This window comes from Pseudonocardia nematodicida, from assembly GCF_040105385.1.
Taxonomy (GTDB): Bacteria; Actinomycetota; Actinomycetes; order Mycobacteriales; family Pseudonocardiaceae; genus Pseudonocardia; species Pseudonocardia nematodicida.
The window spans coordinates 392,357-407,210 of sequence record NZ_JBEDNQ010000002.1 but is presented as its reverse complement, the minus strand read 5'-3'; the positions used below and the strand labels follow the sequence as shown (position 1 = coordinate 407,210).

The window sequence follows — 14,854 nt, the reverse complement described above, 5'->3', positions numbered from 1 at the left end:
TTTGGTGAGAGGCTACCCCCGGGTTCGGTGCCGTCCCGACATGATCGTGCCGGGAGCCGGTTTCCGCGACGAGCGGGTCGCGATGGACGGTGAGCGGCTCAAGGGCGCGTTAAATCGCGGTGAGCGGTCCCGGGCTGCGTGCGGGTGTGTACGGGTGGAGGGCGCGTAGTCGTTCACCCGGCCGAGCCGGGCGGGTTCGCCCACGTCGAGACCATCGCGCAGCCGCACGAGGACGGTCGCACCGGTCAGGGAGCGGCTTCGCGCTCCAGGCGCAGCAGCTCCAGGTGCTGCTCGTACTGGTCGAGCAGGTCGTCGACGAGCTGGCCGTAGCTGTAGCCCATGACGTTGTAGCCCTGCCCGCCGCCCTGCAGGTGCACCTCGACGCGGTGGTGGTCGGTCCAGGCCCCGGCGCCCTCTGCGGAGCCGGACGCGCCGCCGGTGCCGGCCCGCTCGATCCCGGCGGCCGCCGGCATCGCGCTGCCGGCGGTCCCCGCGGTCTCGACGCGTGCCGCGGTGTCGTCCGGACGGACGGCGCCGTCCGCGCCCGGGGCGCCGTCGAGCGGATAGCGGGGGAGCCCCGTCACCCGCGGGACCAGGCGGTAGACGAACGGCAGGCTCTCGTGCACCTCGGCGACGAGCTCGAGCGGCCGCATGCCCTCCGGGCGTTCCTCACCCGGCTCGACCTCCGGAGCCTCCTCGTCGGTGCACCGCCGCACCCGGGTGGGAACACCCTGCCCACGCAGCTCCTCGGCGACGTCGGTCAGCGCGGTGGTCGCGGTGCCGGACAGGAACCGGTCGGCGCCCGGCCCGTCGGCGTGCCCCATCGTGCGTCGCAGCCGCTCGCGCCAGCCCGCGCCGGCGCCGTCGTCGTCCGGGGTCGTGTCGGTCGCGGACGGCCCGCTGCGGCCGGACAGCAGCGCGGGCAGGCTGGAGCGCCTGCTCTCCGTGCGGTAGCGCTCCAGCCGCAGTGCCTTCCAGAGCCCGAGCATCACCAGGACGATGACCAGCCCGAACGGCAACCCCATGATCACCGTGGCGTTCTGCAGCGTGGTGATGCCGCCGACGAAGAGCATGCCGAGGGTGAGCAGCCCGGTCGCCGCGGCCCAGAAGATCCGGTTGGCCGTCGAGCCGTCGTCGCGCGGGGTGCGCCGGTAGGAGGTCAGGCTCGCCATGACCAGCGCGCCGGAGTCGGCGGAGGTCACGTAGAACAGCAGGCCGGTCAGCGTGGCCAGCCCGGCCAGGAACCCGAACCACGGGTACTCGGAGAGCAGCAGGTAGAAGCCCTGTTCGGGCTGCTCGACCGCGGCGGTGGCGAGCGCGTCGTTGCCACCGCGGACACTCGCCAGCGCGGCATTCCCGAAGATCGACACCCAGATCAGGATGTAGAGGAACGGGATCACCATGGTGCCGACGACGAACTGCCGGATCGTGCGCCCGCGCGAGATGCGCGCCAGGAAGAGCCCGACGAACGAGGCCCAGGCGATCCACCAGGCCCAGAAGAACAGCGTCCAGGAGTTCAGCCACTCGGTCGGCTGCTCGAAGGCGAAGGTCTCCATGGTCAGCGACGGGAAGGACGCCAGGTAGTCGCCCAGGTTGGTCACCATCGCGTTGAGCAGGAACGAGGTCTGCCCGGTGACCAGGATGAACGCGGCCAGCACCAGCGTCGCGATCACGTTGAGCTCGGAGAGCCGCTTGATGCCCTTGTCCACACCGGACACGGCCGAGACGGTCGCGATCGCCACCGCCACCACGACCAGCCCGACCTGGGCCGCGAGCCCCTGTGGCACCCCGAACAGCACGTTCAGGCCGACGTTGAGCAGCACGACCGCGATCCCGAGCGAGGTCGCGACGCCGAAGATCGTGCCGAGCACGGCGGCGAGGTCGACGGCGTGCCCGACCCGGCCGAACACCCGCTTGCCGATCAGCGGGTAGAGCGCCGAGCGGATCGACAGCGGCAGCTCCCGGCGGTAGGCGAAGTAGGCCAGTGCGATGCCCATCAGCGCGTACATGCCCCAGCCGGTGAGGCCGTAGTGGAACAGGGTCCAGACCGTCGCCTCGCGGGCCGCCTCGACCGTCTCGCCCGGCCCGACCGGTGGCGCGGTGTACTGGGTGATCGGTTCGGCGACCGAGAAGAACATCAGGTCGGTGCCGATGCCCGCGGCGAACAGCATGGACGCCCAGGACAGGTTGGAGAAGTCCGGGCGCGAGTGGTCCGGGCCGAGCCGGATCGACCCGTAGGAGGAGAACGCCAGGAACAGCACGAAAGCCAGCACCGCGGTGGCGACCAGGATGTAGAACCAGCCGAACCCGGTGGAGATGTAGCCGACGAGCTCGCCGATGACGGCGTCGGCGTGGGTCGGGGCGAAGATCGCCCAGGCGGCGACGACGAGCACGCCGATCGCGGAGCCGTAGAAGACCGGCTTGTTGAGCCGGACCGCGGGTCCGTCGTCGTCACCGCCGTCGCCGGGACGCGGTTCCGTGGTGATCGGGGACGCGGTGTCGCTCATCGGAGCTGGGCCTCCTCGGATGTCGCCGGGCACCGGCCCGCCGCAGGGTTGCGTGACGAACCAGCCAAACGGAACGACCCTAGGCAGCTCGGGAGGGGCTGTGCCACCGGCGCGCACGGGCGGACACCACCCCGTTACCGAGTAACACGGGAGGTGTCCGGCCGCTCACGCTCGGTCGAGGGCGACGTCGGGGCGTCCCCGACGATCGTCTCCGGGGTCACCCCGATGAGGCGGCGTGCCCGGCTCGCCATGATCGCCGGTACCGACCGTCCACGAGCGAGGAGTCCCGATGCGCAGCCCCGCGCCGACGCTGCTGTCGCTGGCCGTCGTGATCGCGCTGGCGGCGGTCGCCGTCCCGTCGGCCGCGTCCGAGTCACGGTCCGATGTGGAGTCCGCGGTCCGCGGCTACGCCGAGGCGAACGCGGTGCCCGGCATGGTGGCAGTGGTCGTCCCCTCCGACGGCGCCGTGACCACGGTGCCGCACGGCCGCACCTCCGACGGGGCACCGGTGACGGCCGACACCCCGTTCCGGATCGCGTCGATGGCCAAGGCCTTCACCGGCGTCGCGGTGCAACAGCTCGCCGAGGCCGGCCGGCTGCGGCTCGACCAGCCGGTCGTCGAGCTGCTCCCGGACTTCGCGGTCGCGGACCCGCGCGGTGACCGGATCACCGTGCGGCACCTGCTCGGCCACACCTCGGGACTGGCGCTCGCCGACGTCGACGAGTTCCGGCAGCCCTCGCCCGCCTCGGCCGCGGCCGACGTCGAGCACCTGCGCCGGGTCCCGCTCGCGACGGACCCCGGTACCCGGCACGAGTACCTGAACACGAACTACACGGTGCTCGCCCGGATGATCGAGGAGCTGACCGGGCGGAGCTATGGCGATCACCTGCACGACGCCGTCCTGGAACCGCTGGGGATGACGGCGACGGTCGCGACCGACCGGTGCGAGGAGGAGGTGCCCGGCCTGGCGCGCGGGCACGTCGGCGCGCTCGGGGTGCAGATCGCGGTCCCGGAGATCCCGGCGGTGTGCACCGGCAACGGCGGGGTCGTGACGACCGCCGCCGACCTGACCCGGTGGCTGCGGTTCCAGCTCGGCGACGGGACCACGCCGGACGGCACCCGCCTGCTCTCGGCCGCGTCGCTGCGGGAGTCGCACACCCCGGCGCCCGGCACCGACGGGCGCTACGGGCTCGGGTGGTCGTCGCGGACCACCGACGACGGCCGGGTCCGCACCCTGCACACCGGCGAGCTGGGCACCTTCACCAGCGCGATCGAGCTCTCGCCGCGGGGGACGGGAGCCTTCGTGCTGACCGACGCGGCCGGCCGTCCCGGCAACCTGGCGGCCGACCTGGTCGCCGCGGCCGACGGCGTGGCGCCGGTGCCGCCGACGACGGACCCGGTGCGGGTGCTGCAGCCCGTCCTGCTCGGGATGGCCGCGCTGACCGTGGTCGCGGCGGTGATCGGGGTGGTGCGGGCGCCCCGGCGGGCCGGGCGGCGGCGTCCGGTCTCCGCGCCCGCGCTGGCGGTGGTCGGCGGGCTCCTGCTGCTGCCCGCGCTGTCGCTGCTCGCGCTGCCCCCGAGCTGGACGGGGTGGACGCTACTGCTCTGGATGCTGCCCACCGGGGTAGTGCTCGCGCTGGTCCTGGTGGCCGGCGGGGTCGCGGTGCTGACCGCGAGGCGGCTGCGCCGCTCGTGAGTGGTTGTCGTGGCCCTGGCCACGACAACCACTCACGAGCGCGGAGCGCCCACGTCGTAGACGGCCATCAGCTGGGCCAGCAGCCGGTAGTAGCCGACCAGCGCGGTGAGCTCGGTGACCTGCCGGTCGTCGAGGTGCCGGCGGACGGCGGCGAACTCGGCGTCGGTGACCCCGGGCGAGGCGAGCAGCACCCGGCAGAAGTCCGCGGCGGCCGTCTCCGCCTCGGACGCCCCGACGAGGCCACCGTCGGCGATCCGGGAGATCTCGGCCTCGGTCAGGCCCGCGGCCCGGGCGGCCGGCACGTGTGCGTACCACTCGAAGGAGCTGTCCAGCGTGCGGGCGACCTGCAGGATCGCCGCCTCGCGGACCCGGCCGTCCAGCGCGGTGCCGAACCGGATCCGCGACCCGAGCTGCTGCAGGGCGTCACCGACCCCGGGCGCCAGCAGCATCACCCCGAACGGCCCGTTCAGGGCGCCGTCGTCGCCGGTCAGCGGGACGCGGCCCGGGATCCGGGCGCGCTCCCCGCCGGTGACGGCGTCGTAGACGCGCCGCTGGTCCTCGTCGAGATCGCCGGGGGTGAGCCGGGGGAGACGTGCGGGGCCGGCCGGTTCCATCGGTACACCTCACCACCCGTGAGTACTTTTCGTGGCCCCGGCCACGAAAAGTACTCACGGGCGCGTCAGCGCCCGGTCCAGACGGGCTTGCGCTTCTCGCCGAAGGCCGCGACCCCTTCCCGGAAGTCGGCACTGCCGTAGACCGACGCCATCAGCTCGTCGGCGGGGTCGAGGGCGGTCAGGCCGCCGAGGCGGCGGTCCAGCTCCTTGATCGCGGCCAGGGTGAGCGGCGCGCCGGCGGCGATCCGTTCGACGATCCCGGTGACCGTGGCCTCGAGATCGTCCGGCCCGACGACGGTGTGCACGAAACCGGCGGTCTGCGCCTCGGCCGCGCCGAGCAGCCGCGAGGTCAGCAGCATCGCCATCGTCCGGCCGGCACCGAGGCGGTCCCGCAGGCGCTGCACCGCGGCGGGGGAGATCACGTTGCCCAGCGTCTGCGCGATGGGGACGCCGAACCTCGCGTCCTCGGTGGCGATCAGCAGGTCGCAGCAGGCGGCGATGGACAGCCCGCCGCCCACCGCCGGCCCCTCGACGACGCCGACCACCGGTACCCGGACCGCGAGCAGCGCCCCGACGATCTCGCCGATCCGGTGCTCGTAGGCCACCCCGTCGGCGCCGGAGGTGAAGGCGGCGAACTGGCCGATGTCGGTCCCCGCGGCGAACGAGCCGTCGCGGCCACCGATGACCACGACCCGCAGGTCGGGGTCGTCGTTCGCGGCGAGGCAGAGGCGCTCCAGCTCGTCGTACATCCGCCAGGTCAGCGCGCCGCGCCGGGGTGGGTTGGACAGCTGGATCCACAGCACCGCGCCGTCGCGACGGGAGATCACCTCGTCGTCGCTCACGCTCCGGCCTCCCCGGTCCGCGCGCCGAGGACCTCGTCGACGTGCTCGCCCAGCCGTGGGGGATGGCGGCGGATGTCCGGTGGTGTCGCGGTCAGCCGGATCGGGTTGGCGACCAGCTTCATGATCCCCTCCAGCGGGTGCTCGACCTGGGTCACCATTCCGCGTGCGGCCAGGTGCGGGTCCTCGTCGAGGACCTGGCGGTAGTCCTGGATCGGACCGGCCGGCACCCCGTGGTCGAGCAGGGTCTCCACCCAGGTGTCGGTGTCGGCCTCGGCGAGCCGGGCCTCCAGGTGGGTGACCAGGGCGGGCAGGTTCTCCAGCCGGTCCATGTTGGTCGCGAACCGCGGGTCGTCGGCCAGCTCGGGCTCGCCGATCGCCTCGCACATCCGCCGCCAGAGCCGCTGGTTGTTGGCGCCGACGGTGACGTAGCCGTCCTTGGTCGCCAGCGCCTGGTAGGGGGCGTTGATCCGGTGCGCCGAGCCGAGCGGGCCGGGCACGTTGCCGGTACCCCAGTACTCGACCGACTCCCACACCGAGAGCGCGACCACCGACTCGAACAGCGAGGTCTCCAGGTACTGACCCTCGCCGGAGCGGCGGCGCCAGTTCCAGGCGGACAGGATGCCGATCGCGGTGAACAGGCCGGCGCCGAGGTCACCGAGGGGGAGCCCGCACTTGACCGGGCGCCCGTCCGGCTCGCCGGTGACGCTCATGACCCCGCCCATCGCCTGCGCGATGAGGTCGTAGCCCGGGCGCGAGGAGTACGGCCCGTCCTGGCCGAACCCGGAGATGCTGGCGTAGATCAGCGCGGGGTTCACCGCGGAGAGCGCCGCGTGGTCGACGCCGAGCCGCGCCGCGACGCCGGGCCGGAAGTTCTCCACGACGACGTCGGCGTCGGCGACCAGGTCCTTCAGCCGGGCCACCCCGTCGGCGGTCTTGAGGTCGAGGGTGACGCTGCGCTTGTTGCGGTTGAGTGCCATGAACGCGCGGCTGTCCCGTCCGGGCGCCGGGCGCCCCCACGACCGGCGGGTCTGGTCGCCCTCCTCCGGGTTCTCCACCTTGATCACGTCGGCGCCGAGGTCGGCGAGCACCATCGTGCAGAACGGGCCGGCCATCACCTGGGTGAGGTCGACGATCCTCAGGTCGGCGAGGGCGCCGCCGGGCGCCGTGCCGTTCGCGCTGGGCTGTGCCACGACTCCTCCTCCGTCGGTCACGACGACCGACTATTGTCTACAATCGATGGCCGCAGAACACGGCTCTTCAGTCGGGAAACCGGATCATCTGGCGGACCGCGTGCCCGTCTGTCAGGGCGTCCATCGCGCGATTGAGGTCCTCGAGCGCGATCGTGTCCGACACCAGCCGCTCGACCGGGAGCCGGCCCTCCCGCCACCGGTCGACGAACCACGGGATGTCCCGGGACGGGATCGCCGAGCCCAGGTAGGACCCGACGATGGTGCGGGCCTGCGCGGTGATGCCCAGCGGCGCGATGCTCGCCCGGGCGTCCGGCGCCGGGAGCCCCACGGTCACCGTGGTCCCGCCGGGGGCGGTCAGCGCCACCGCGGTCTCGAACGCCGGCGCGCTGCCGGCGGCCTCGACGACGACCGGGGCGGTCGCGCCGCGCGCGACGGCCTCCTCCGGGCTCAGCGCCTCCCGCGCCCCGAGCGCGCGGGCGAGCTCCCGCTTCGCCGGGACCGGATCGACGCCGATCACCTGCCCGTGGCCGAGCGACACGGCGGTCAGCACCGCCGCGAGGCCGACACCACCGAGCCCGACGACCAGCACGTCGTCGCCGGGGCGGGGCCGGCCGGCGTTCACCACGGCCCCGCCGCCGGTCAGCACCGCGCAGCCGAACAGGGCCGCGACCTGCGGCGGGACGTCGTCGTCGACCGGCACGACGGACCGGCGGTCGACCACGGCGTGCGTCGCGAACCCGGAGACGCCCATGTGGTGCAGGACCGGCCCGTCGGCGCGGCGCAGCCGGATCCCGCCGCCGAGCAGCGTGCCCGCGGTGTTCGAGGCGGTGCCCGGCTCGCAGGGGAGCAGGCCGCCGGTGCGGCACCCGGCGCAGCCGTCGCACCGGGGCAGGAACGTCATCACCACCCGCTGCCCGGGCGCCAGGTCGGACCCGCCCGGCCCGGCTCGCTCGACCCGGCCCGCGGCCTCGTGGCCGAGCAGCATCGGTACCGGCCGGACCCGGCTGCCGTTCACCACCGACAGGTCGGAGTGGCAGAGCCCGGCCGACTCCATCCGGACGAGCAGCTCGCCGGGGCCGGGTGGCCCCAGCTCGAGCTCGCCGACCGTGACGGGGCGCGTGGTCGCGTAGGGCCGCTCGTCGCCGATCCGTTCCAGGACGGCGCCGCGGACGGTCGTGGACGTCTCAGGCATCGATCTCCTCGTTGTCGGGACGGTCGGCGGCGCGCCGCAGTGCCCGCCGGCGTCCGATCTCCTTCATCAGCGGCGGGGCGACGAAGGCCAGCACCGCGGCGGCGACGAACGTGGCGGCGATCGGCCGCTGGAACACGATGAGCAGGTTGCCCCCGCCCATCGACGACGTCTGGTTCAGCGCCCGCTCCAGCAGCGGTCCGAGGACCAGGCCGAGCACCAGCGGGGCCACCGGGAAGTCGAACCGCTTCATCAGGTAGCCGAGCGCCCCGGCGGCGAACACGACGTAGAGGGTGAACATGTTGTTCCCCACCGCGAACGCACCGATGAAGCCCAGGAAGAGGATCAGCGGGTAGAGGTAGCTGTAGGGCAGCCGCAGCAGCTGCGCGAAGACCGGCGCCATCGGCAGGTTCAGCACCAGCAGCAGCAGGTTGCCGAAGAAGAACGAGACCAGCAGGCCCCACACCAGCGCCGGGTGCTGCTCGAACAGCAGCGGGCCGGGCTGCAGCCCGAAGATCACGAACGCGCCGAGCAGGATCGCGGTCGTCCCGCTGCCGGGGATGCCGAGCGAGAGCGTGGGGATGAAGCTCGCGTTGGCCGCGGCGTTGTTCGACGCCTCCGGCCCCGCGACGCCCTCGACGGTGCCGCTGCCGAGCTTGCGCCGGTGGCGGCCCACCCGGCCCTCCAGGCCGTAGGACATGAAGCTGGCCAGTGTGGCGCCCGCACCGGGCAGCACGCCGAGCCCGAAGCCCAGACCGGCGCCGCGGAACGTCGGCGCCACCGACCGGCGCAGCTCCTCGCGGGTGAGCAGCAGGTCCCGGAACGACGCCCGGATCGGCTTCTCGCCGCCTCGGTGGATCTGGTGCAGCACCTCGCCGAGCGCGAACAACCCGATCATCACCGCGACGAACTCCAGCCCGCTGAGCAGGTTGACGCTGCCGAAGGTGAACCGGGCCGTCGGGAACCCGGCCGCGATGCCGACCATCGAGATCAGCAGGCCGACCGCGGCCATGATGATGCCGCGCAGGACGTTCTTGCCGGCGAAGGTGACGATCGTGGCCAGGCCGAGCAGGATGATCGCCAGGTTCTCCGGTGGCCCGAAGTTCAGCGCGAACGCGGCGATCGGCTGGGCGAGCAGCAGCAGGCCGACCAGCGTCACGATCGAGGCGATGAACGACGAGATCGCCGAGATCGCCAGTGCGGCGCCGGCCCGGCCGTTGCGGGCCATCTGGTAGCCGTCGAGGGTGAGCACCACCGACGACGAGTCGCCCGGTGTCGCGAGCAGGATCGAGCTCGTCGAGGCGCCGTACTGCGACCCGTAGTAGATCCCGGCCAGCATCGTCAGCGCGGTGATCGGCTCCATGGCCAGCGTGACCGGCAGCAGGATCGCCACGCCGGTCGCCGAGCCGAGACCGGGCAGCAGCCCGATCACGGTGCCGAGGAACACGCCCACGAAGCACCACAGCAGGTTCGTCGGCGTCAGGGCCGTCTCGAGGCCGAGCTGGAGGTTCTCGAGCATGCTGTCGTCCCCTCAGATCAGCCCGAGGGCGCCGGTGGGGGTCGGGACACCCAGACCCACGATGAAGATCAGGTAGGCCGCCCCGACGGCTCCGGCGGTGGTCAGCACCGAGATGAGCAGCGGCTTGCGCTCCACCCCGAGGGTGATCGCCAGGACCATCACGCCGAGCGACAGCAGCAGCCCGATCACCTGCACCAGCAGCAGGGCGCCGAGCATCGTCCCGAACACCAGCAGGATCGCCCGGCCGCGCTGGCGTGCCGTCCGGCCGAAGACGTCGCGCTCCTCGGTCGTGACCTCGGCGGCCGCCTTCTCGGCGCTCTCCGCGGCGGCGAGCAGTCCGCCGGTGTCGACCCGCGGCGCGGCCAGGTACATCCGGGCGATCTCGGCCAGCGACGCGAGCAGGATGAACGCGCCGGTGACCGTGGGCAGGAAACCCGGGCCGACCTGGCCGTCGTCGAACACGCCGTAGCCGATGCCCATGACCGTGGCGACCGCGCCGACCGCCGCCAGTACCAGGGTGCCGACGAGGTCGGAGCGGGCCGGCCGTTCCCGCGCGGGGCGGACGGTGGCCGCCTCACTCATCGCCGAGGACCGACTCGACGTCGGCCTGGTACTCGTCGAGGTAGGTCCGGAACTCGTCGCCGTAGGCCACCGACTCCTGCAGCATGTTGTCCTCGATGTAGGTCGTGAACGCCTCGCTCCCGGCGAGCTGGCGCCCGGCGTCCATCCAGTACTCGGTGGCCTCCTCGGGGATGCCGCCCGGCGCGACGAAGCCGCGCCACTGGGCGAAGTCCACCGGGATGCCCTGCTCGATCCCGGTCGGGATGTCGGCGAGTGCCGGGTACTCGTAGCGCTCCGGCGCGAGGGCGCACAGCGCCCGGACGTCGCCGGACTCCAGCTGGCCCAGGATCTCGCCCGGGTTCGCTCCCGCGGCGCCGATGTGCCCGCCGAGCAGGGCCGCGGTGATCTCGCCACCGGACTCGAAGTTGACCCGCTCGAAGGAGCTGCCGGTCTCCTGCTCCACCAGGCTCAGGGCGATGTGGTCGGGGCCGGTGGTGCCGGCGATGCCGATCGTGGTGTCGGCGGCGGCGTCGACGAGGTCGTTGCAGGTCTGGTGCGGGGAGTCGGCCCGCACGACGACGAGGTTGTAGTCCTCGGCGAGCTTCATGATCGGGGTGAAGTCCTGGTAGCTGAACGGGACGTCCTGGACGACCGGGAGCGTGATCAGCGAGGTCTCGGAGGCGAGCAGGATGGACGCGTCGCCGGCGCTGCCGACCAGCTGCGCGTAGCCGACGGCGCCGGAGCCCCCGACCAGGTTCTCGACGGTGACCGTGGCGCCGGTGATCGGTTCCAGGCCCGTCGCGATGGCCCGTCCGGCCAGGTCGGAGCCACCGCCCGCGGCGAACGGGACGATCATCCGGACCGAGTTCCCCGGGCTGTAGTCGCCGCCGCCGGCGTCGGCCGAGCCGCCGCCGGCACATGACGTGAGCGCCAGGGCCGCGACGCCGACGAGGGCGGGGACGATCGCGGACTTCCACGGTCGGTTCATGAACTCTCTCCTCGTTGAGCAGTTCTGCGGAGCGGACCGGCAGGCGACGACAAACTATTGTCTACAGTCTTGGATCGAGTGACCGTTCGTCTGACGATCGGGCGGGGGTGGGACGTGCCGGACTCGCGTGGACTATTGTCTACAGTCCGGACGGGCTGTGTGGCAAGTCTCATTCGAGGCGAAACGGTCGGCGCGCGTGAGTCCGGAGGACGGCGGGTGGAGATCATGCTGTCATCGCACGAGGCGGCCGCGGGGCGGATCGAGCAGCGCAGCCTGGTGACACTGGTCCACGAGGAGATCCGGCGCGAGATCCTCGCGGGCGAGCTGGAGCCGGGGGAGCGGCTGGTCGAGGAGCGCCTCACCGAACGGTTCGGAGTCAGCCGGCCCCCGCTGCGGGAAGCCCTGCGGCTGCTGGAGGGCGACGGGCTGATCACCATCCGGCCCCGCCGCGGCGCCGTCGTCACCACGCTGGACGAGCAGGACGTCGTCGAGGTCATGGTGCTGCGCCTCGGGCTGGAGCGGATGGCCATCGAGCAGGGGGTGCCGGTGCGCGACCCGCGCCGGCTGGTGCCGGTCCGCGAGGCCCTCGACGTCCTGGAGGCCGACGCCCGCGCCGGGGACCGTGCGTCGCTGGTCCAGAGCTCCTACGGCCTGCACGCCTCGATCGTCGACATCGCCGGCCACCGCCGGCTCAGCGCGATCTACCGGTCGGTGCAGCAGCAGGTCCTGCTCTGCATGTCCCGCAACCTCGTCGCCCGCGACCGGGTCCAGGAGTCGCTGCTCGAGCACGCGGCGCGGCACCGCTACCTGGTCGGGCTCATCGAGGCGGGCGATCCGCAGGTGGTGCTCGCCGAGATGGAGGTGCACGGCCAGCAGTCGTTCATGACGTCGGTCAACCGGCCGGACGCCTGAGGTTCAGTGCGGGGACGGAGCCGGGCGGGCGGTCGATGACGGGGTCAGCGCGGAGAGCGTCGACACCGCGCGGTCGCGGAGCCGGGTCCCGCGCCGCGCCTGCGCGACCCGGTGCACGGCGCGGGCCAGCCGCACCAGCCGGCGGGTCGGCGGGCGGCGCCGGCGGTCGTAGGCGCGCAGCGCCGAGGGCAGGTCGGCCGACCGGGTGACCGCGGTGGCGAGCGCGATGCCGTCGAGCAGTGCCTGGCAGGCGCCCTGCCCGAGGTCGGGGGTCATCGCGTGCACCGCGTCGCCGAGCACGGCGACGCGGCGGCCGTCGGTGTAGCGGCGCGGCGGGCGCAGGTCGGCGAGGTGGTGGCGCAGGTAGCCGTCGGTGCCGATCCGGGCGAGCACGCGGGGGACCGGGTCGTGCCAGGCGCCGAACCGTTCCCGCAGCAACGCGAGGTCGGCCGCCGGGTCCGGCGACGGCGGCGCGTCGGCCGACGGGAGGACGGCGTACCAGTTGGCGCGGTCGCCGTCCGGGCCGTGCGGGAGCACCCCGAAGCGCGCGCCGCGGCCCCAGGTCTCGGTCCCGGCGCCGACCGTCACGGTGGCGACGCCGCGGTAGGCGACCGTCCCGGTCCGTCGTGGCCGGACCCGGTCGCCGCCGGGCAGCAGCGTGCGGGTCGTGCCGTGCAGCCCGTCCGCGCCGACCAGCAGGTCGCAGCCGTCGCGCAGGGCGGGCAGGTCGGCTTCGGCGACCGGGCTGCCGTAGCGGACCGTGTCGCCGGGCAGTGTCCCGGCGAGCAGGGTGCGCAGGTCCGGGCGGGCGACCAGGTGGACCTCGCCGCGGACGTCGATCCGCGCCAGCCGGGTGCCGTCCGGGCGGCACAACGCCCCGCTCGCCTGCGGGTGCGACACGGCGCGCAGGCCCGGACCGAGGCCGAGGTCGTCGAGTGCGCGGACCGCGGCCGGCCAGATGCCGAGCGCCGTGCCGTCGGTCGCGGGGCCGGGGGCGCGTTCGCGCACCGTCACCTCGTGTCCCGCCGCGTGCAGCCCCGCCGCCGCGGCCAGCCCGCCGATCCCCGCGCCCACCACCGTCACCCGCATGAGCGCGAAACTACTACGGCTGTAGTGGGATGTCACTACGGATGTAGTCTGCCGCGGTGTCGGAACGACAGGACCGGGTGCTGGATGCGGCCATCGCCGTACTGGGATCGGGCGGCTCGCGGGCGCTGACCCACCGGGCCGTCGACGCGGCGGCCGGGCTCCCGCCGGGGTCGGCGTCGAACGTGGCGCGGACCCGGTCCGAGCTGGTCGCCGGGGTGGTCGACCGGCTCCTGCAGCGCGAGGTCGTCGCCTGGGAGGCCCTGGCCACGGCGGGCGGCGCCGAGAGGCACAGGAGCGTCGTGGGCGCGGCCCGCGAGAGCCCTGGTGTACCCCTCGAGTCCGAGGGGGGCGGGGTCGAGGGGACGGTCGCGGTGCTGGGTGCGATGTTGCGCGAGCTCGCCGGGCCCGGGCGGGAGCTGACGCTCGCCCGGCACGCGATCTTCGTGGAGGCGGCGTTCGACCCCGCGCTGCAGGAGCGGATCGCCGCGGCGCGGGCGCGGATCGAGGAGCGGGGGGCGGCCTGGCTGGAGCGCCTCGGCACCCCGCTCGACGACGACGGCGTGCGCGCCCTGCTCGCCGTCGTCGAGGGGTGGTTGATCATCGCCGTCGCCGCGCCGGCGGCCGCCCCCGATCCGGAGCGGCTACTGCGTCGCACACTCCGCTCGTGAGTGGTTGTCGCGGTCTCCGGCCGCGACAACCACTCACGAGCAGCGTCAGCTGCCCTGCGCCTCGCCCTTCAGGGCGGCGTCGAGCTGCGGGGCGACCACGTCGACCGCGTAGGGCAGCGACAGCGGGCTGGAGTAGCCCAGCGCGGCGGCGAACTCGGTGTCGAAGGCGCCCAGGTAGACGACCCGGCCCTCCTGCACCGCCGGGATCGCGGAGAACACCGGGTCGGCCTCCGAGTCGGCGCGGCTGCGGCCGATCACCGTGAGGAGGTCGGTGTCGAGCCGGCCCTGCTCCTCGAGCGAGAGCGTCTCGGAGTCCGGGCGGACGGTGAAGCCCAGGCCGTCGAACAGCTGTGCCCGCAGGTCCTCGGTGCCCATGTCATAGGGCGTGCCCTCGATGTAGAAGCCGAACTTCAGGTTCTTGCCCGCGAAGTCGGGGTAGGTCTGCTGCGCCTCGTCGAACTTCGCCTGGGTCTGCGCGATGACCTCGTCGGCCTCGGCGGTCCGGCCGAGCGCCTGGCCGGAGATCCGGGTCTGCTCGTCCCACGTGGCGGCGTTGGTGCCGTCCTCGGTGCCCTGGGCGATCGTCGGCGCGATCTGCGACAGCGCGTCGTAGGTCGCGCGGTCCATCAAGGAGTAGACGCCGAGGATCAGGTCGGGCTCCAGCGCGGCGACCTGCTCGATCGGGATGTCCGCCCCGACGAGGATCTCCGGTGCCGGACCACCCTGCAGGGCCTCCTGCGCCCAGGGGCGGTTCTCGTAGTCGTAGTCGCCGATGTTCTCCCGGACGGCGATCGGCTGCACGCCCAGGGCGAGGGCGAAGTCGGCGTCGTTGAACCCGACGGTGACGACGCGCTGCGGCTCCTGCTCGATGGTCGTCGACCCGAACGCGTGCTCGAGCGTCACCGGGAACTCGCCGGCCGCGGCGGGTTCGTCGGTGGTACCGGACTGTCCGGCGCCGGACGAGCAGCCGGCGACGGCGAGCAGCAGGACCGCGGACGCGGCGAGCGTGCGCAGCAGGGTGCGGGACATGACGGTGTTCCTCTCGGGGAATTTCGGTGGGGTGCGACCGCGCGACGGCG

Annotated in this window: 14 protein-coding genes; 4 read left to right on the top strand and 10 right to left on the bottom strand. The window is 73.5% G+C overall.

Annotated features, from left to right (window positions below; genetic code table 11):
• The first annotated feature begins 40 nt into the window (after positions 1–40).
• Positions 41–169 (top strand): hypothetical protein, encoded by a 129-nt coding sequence (locus WIS52_RS06165; RefSeq protein WP_349297135.1) that lies wholly within the window; start codon positions 41–43, stop codon positions 167–169.
• A 76-nt stretch (positions 170–245) separates the two neighbouring features.
• On the opposite strand, the gene betT is transcribed toward WIS52_RS06165, so the two are convergent.
• Entirely contained in the window at positions 246–2,507 is a 2,262-nt protein-coding gene (gene betT, locus WIS52_RS06160; RefSeq protein WP_349297134.1) for a choline BCCT transporter BetT, read from the bottom strand.
• A gap of 289 nt (positions 2,508–2,796) precedes the next feature.
• Between betT and WIS52_RS06155 the strand changes: the two genes are divergently transcribed.
• The gene (locus WIS52_RS06155; protein ID WP_349297133.1) at positions 2,797–4,203 is read left to right on the top strand and encodes a serine hydrolase domain-containing protein; all 1,407 of its coding nucleotides are present in this window, start codon (positions 2,797–2,799) and stop codon (positions 4,201–4,203) included.
• Between the two features lie 32 nt (positions 4,204–4,235).
• On the opposite strand, the gene WIS52_RS06150 is transcribed toward WIS52_RS06155, so the two are convergent.
• The 7 genes from WIS52_RS06150 to WIS52_RS06120 all read right to left on the bottom strand — a co-directional run bounded on the left by WIS52_RS06150 (position 4,236) and on the right by WIS52_RS06120 (position 11,106).
• Positions 4,236–4,817, bottom strand: coding sequence for a carboxymuconolactone decarboxylase family protein (locus WIS52_RS06150; RefSeq protein WP_349297132.1), 582 nt, complete (start codon positions 4,815–4,817; stop codon positions 4,236–4,238).
• Between the two features lie 65 nt (positions 4,818–4,882).
• Complete coding sequence (locus tag WIS52_RS06145) at positions 4,883–5,659, bottom strand: enoyl-CoA hydratase (RefSeq protein WP_349297131.1); 777 nt, start codon at positions 5,657–5,659, stop codon at positions 4,883–4,885.
• Entirely contained in the window at positions 5,656–6,849 is a 1,194-nt protein-coding gene (locus WIS52_RS06140; RefSeq protein ID WP_349297130.1) for a CaiB/BaiF CoA transferase family protein, read from the bottom strand. Before WIS52_RS06140 ends, WIS52_RS06145 begins: the two co-directional genes overlap by 4 nt.
• A 67-nt stretch (positions 6,850–6,916) precedes the next feature.
• Positions 6,917–8,041 carry an alcohol dehydrogenase catalytic domain-containing protein gene (locus tag WIS52_RS06135; protein ID WP_349297129.1) on the bottom strand — a complete coding sequence of 375 codons (1,125 nt, stop codon included), beginning with the start codon at positions 8,039–8,041 and terminating at the stop codon, positions 6,917–6,919.
• Positions 8,034–9,557 carry a tripartite tricarboxylate transporter permease gene (locus tag WIS52_RS06130; RefSeq protein ID WP_349297128.1) on the bottom strand — a complete coding sequence of 508 codons (1,524 nt, stop codon included), beginning with the start codon at positions 9,555–9,557 and terminating at the stop codon, positions 8,034–8,036. Before WIS52_RS06130 ends, WIS52_RS06135 begins: the two co-directional genes overlap by 8 nt.
• Positions 9,558–9,569: 12 nt before the next feature.
• Entirely contained in the window at positions 9,570–10,139 is a 570-nt protein-coding gene (locus tag WIS52_RS06125) for a tripartite tricarboxylate transporter TctB family protein (RefSeq protein ID WP_349297127.1), read from the bottom strand.
• Positions 10,132–11,106 carry a tripartite tricarboxylate transporter substrate binding protein gene (locus WIS52_RS06120; protein ID WP_349297126.1) on the bottom strand — a complete coding sequence of 325 codons (975 nt, stop codon included), beginning with the start codon at positions 11,104–11,106 and terminating at the stop codon, positions 10,132–10,134. Before WIS52_RS06120 ends, WIS52_RS06125 begins: the two co-directional genes overlap by 8 nt.
• Positions 11,107–11,331: 225 nt before the next feature.
• Between WIS52_RS06120 and WIS52_RS06115 the strand changes: the two genes are divergently transcribed.
• The gene (locus WIS52_RS06115) at positions 11,332–12,018 is read left to right on the top strand and encodes a GntR family transcriptional regulator (protein WP_349297374.1); all 687 of its coding nucleotides are present in this window, start codon (positions 11,332–11,334) and stop codon (positions 12,016–12,018) included.
• Positions 12,019–12,021: 3 nt separating this feature from the next.
• Here the strand turns inward: WIS52_RS06115 and WIS52_RS06110 are convergent, their stop codons facing one another.
• Positions 12,022–13,107: an FAD-dependent monooxygenase gene (locus WIS52_RS06110; protein WP_349297125.1), complete on the bottom strand. Its 1,086-nt coding sequence runs from the start codon at positions 13,105–13,107 to the stop codon at positions 12,022–12,024.
• 56 nt (positions 13,108–13,163) lie between these two features.
• Between WIS52_RS06110 and WIS52_RS06105 the strand changes: the two genes are divergently transcribed.
• Complete coding sequence (locus WIS52_RS06105; protein ID WP_349297124.1) at positions 13,164–13,775, top strand: TetR/AcrR family transcriptional regulator; 612 nt, start codon at positions 13,164–13,166, stop codon at positions 13,773–13,775.
• A 45-nt stretch (positions 13,776–13,820) separates the two neighbouring features.
• Here the strand turns inward: WIS52_RS06105 and WIS52_RS06100 are convergent, their stop codons facing one another.
• A complete protein-coding gene (locus WIS52_RS06100; RefSeq protein WP_349297123.1) occupies positions 13,821–14,804 on the bottom strand; it encodes an iron-siderophore ABC transporter substrate-binding protein in 984 nt (327 codons plus the stop codon).
• Positions 14,805–14,854 lie beyond the last annotated feature (50 nt).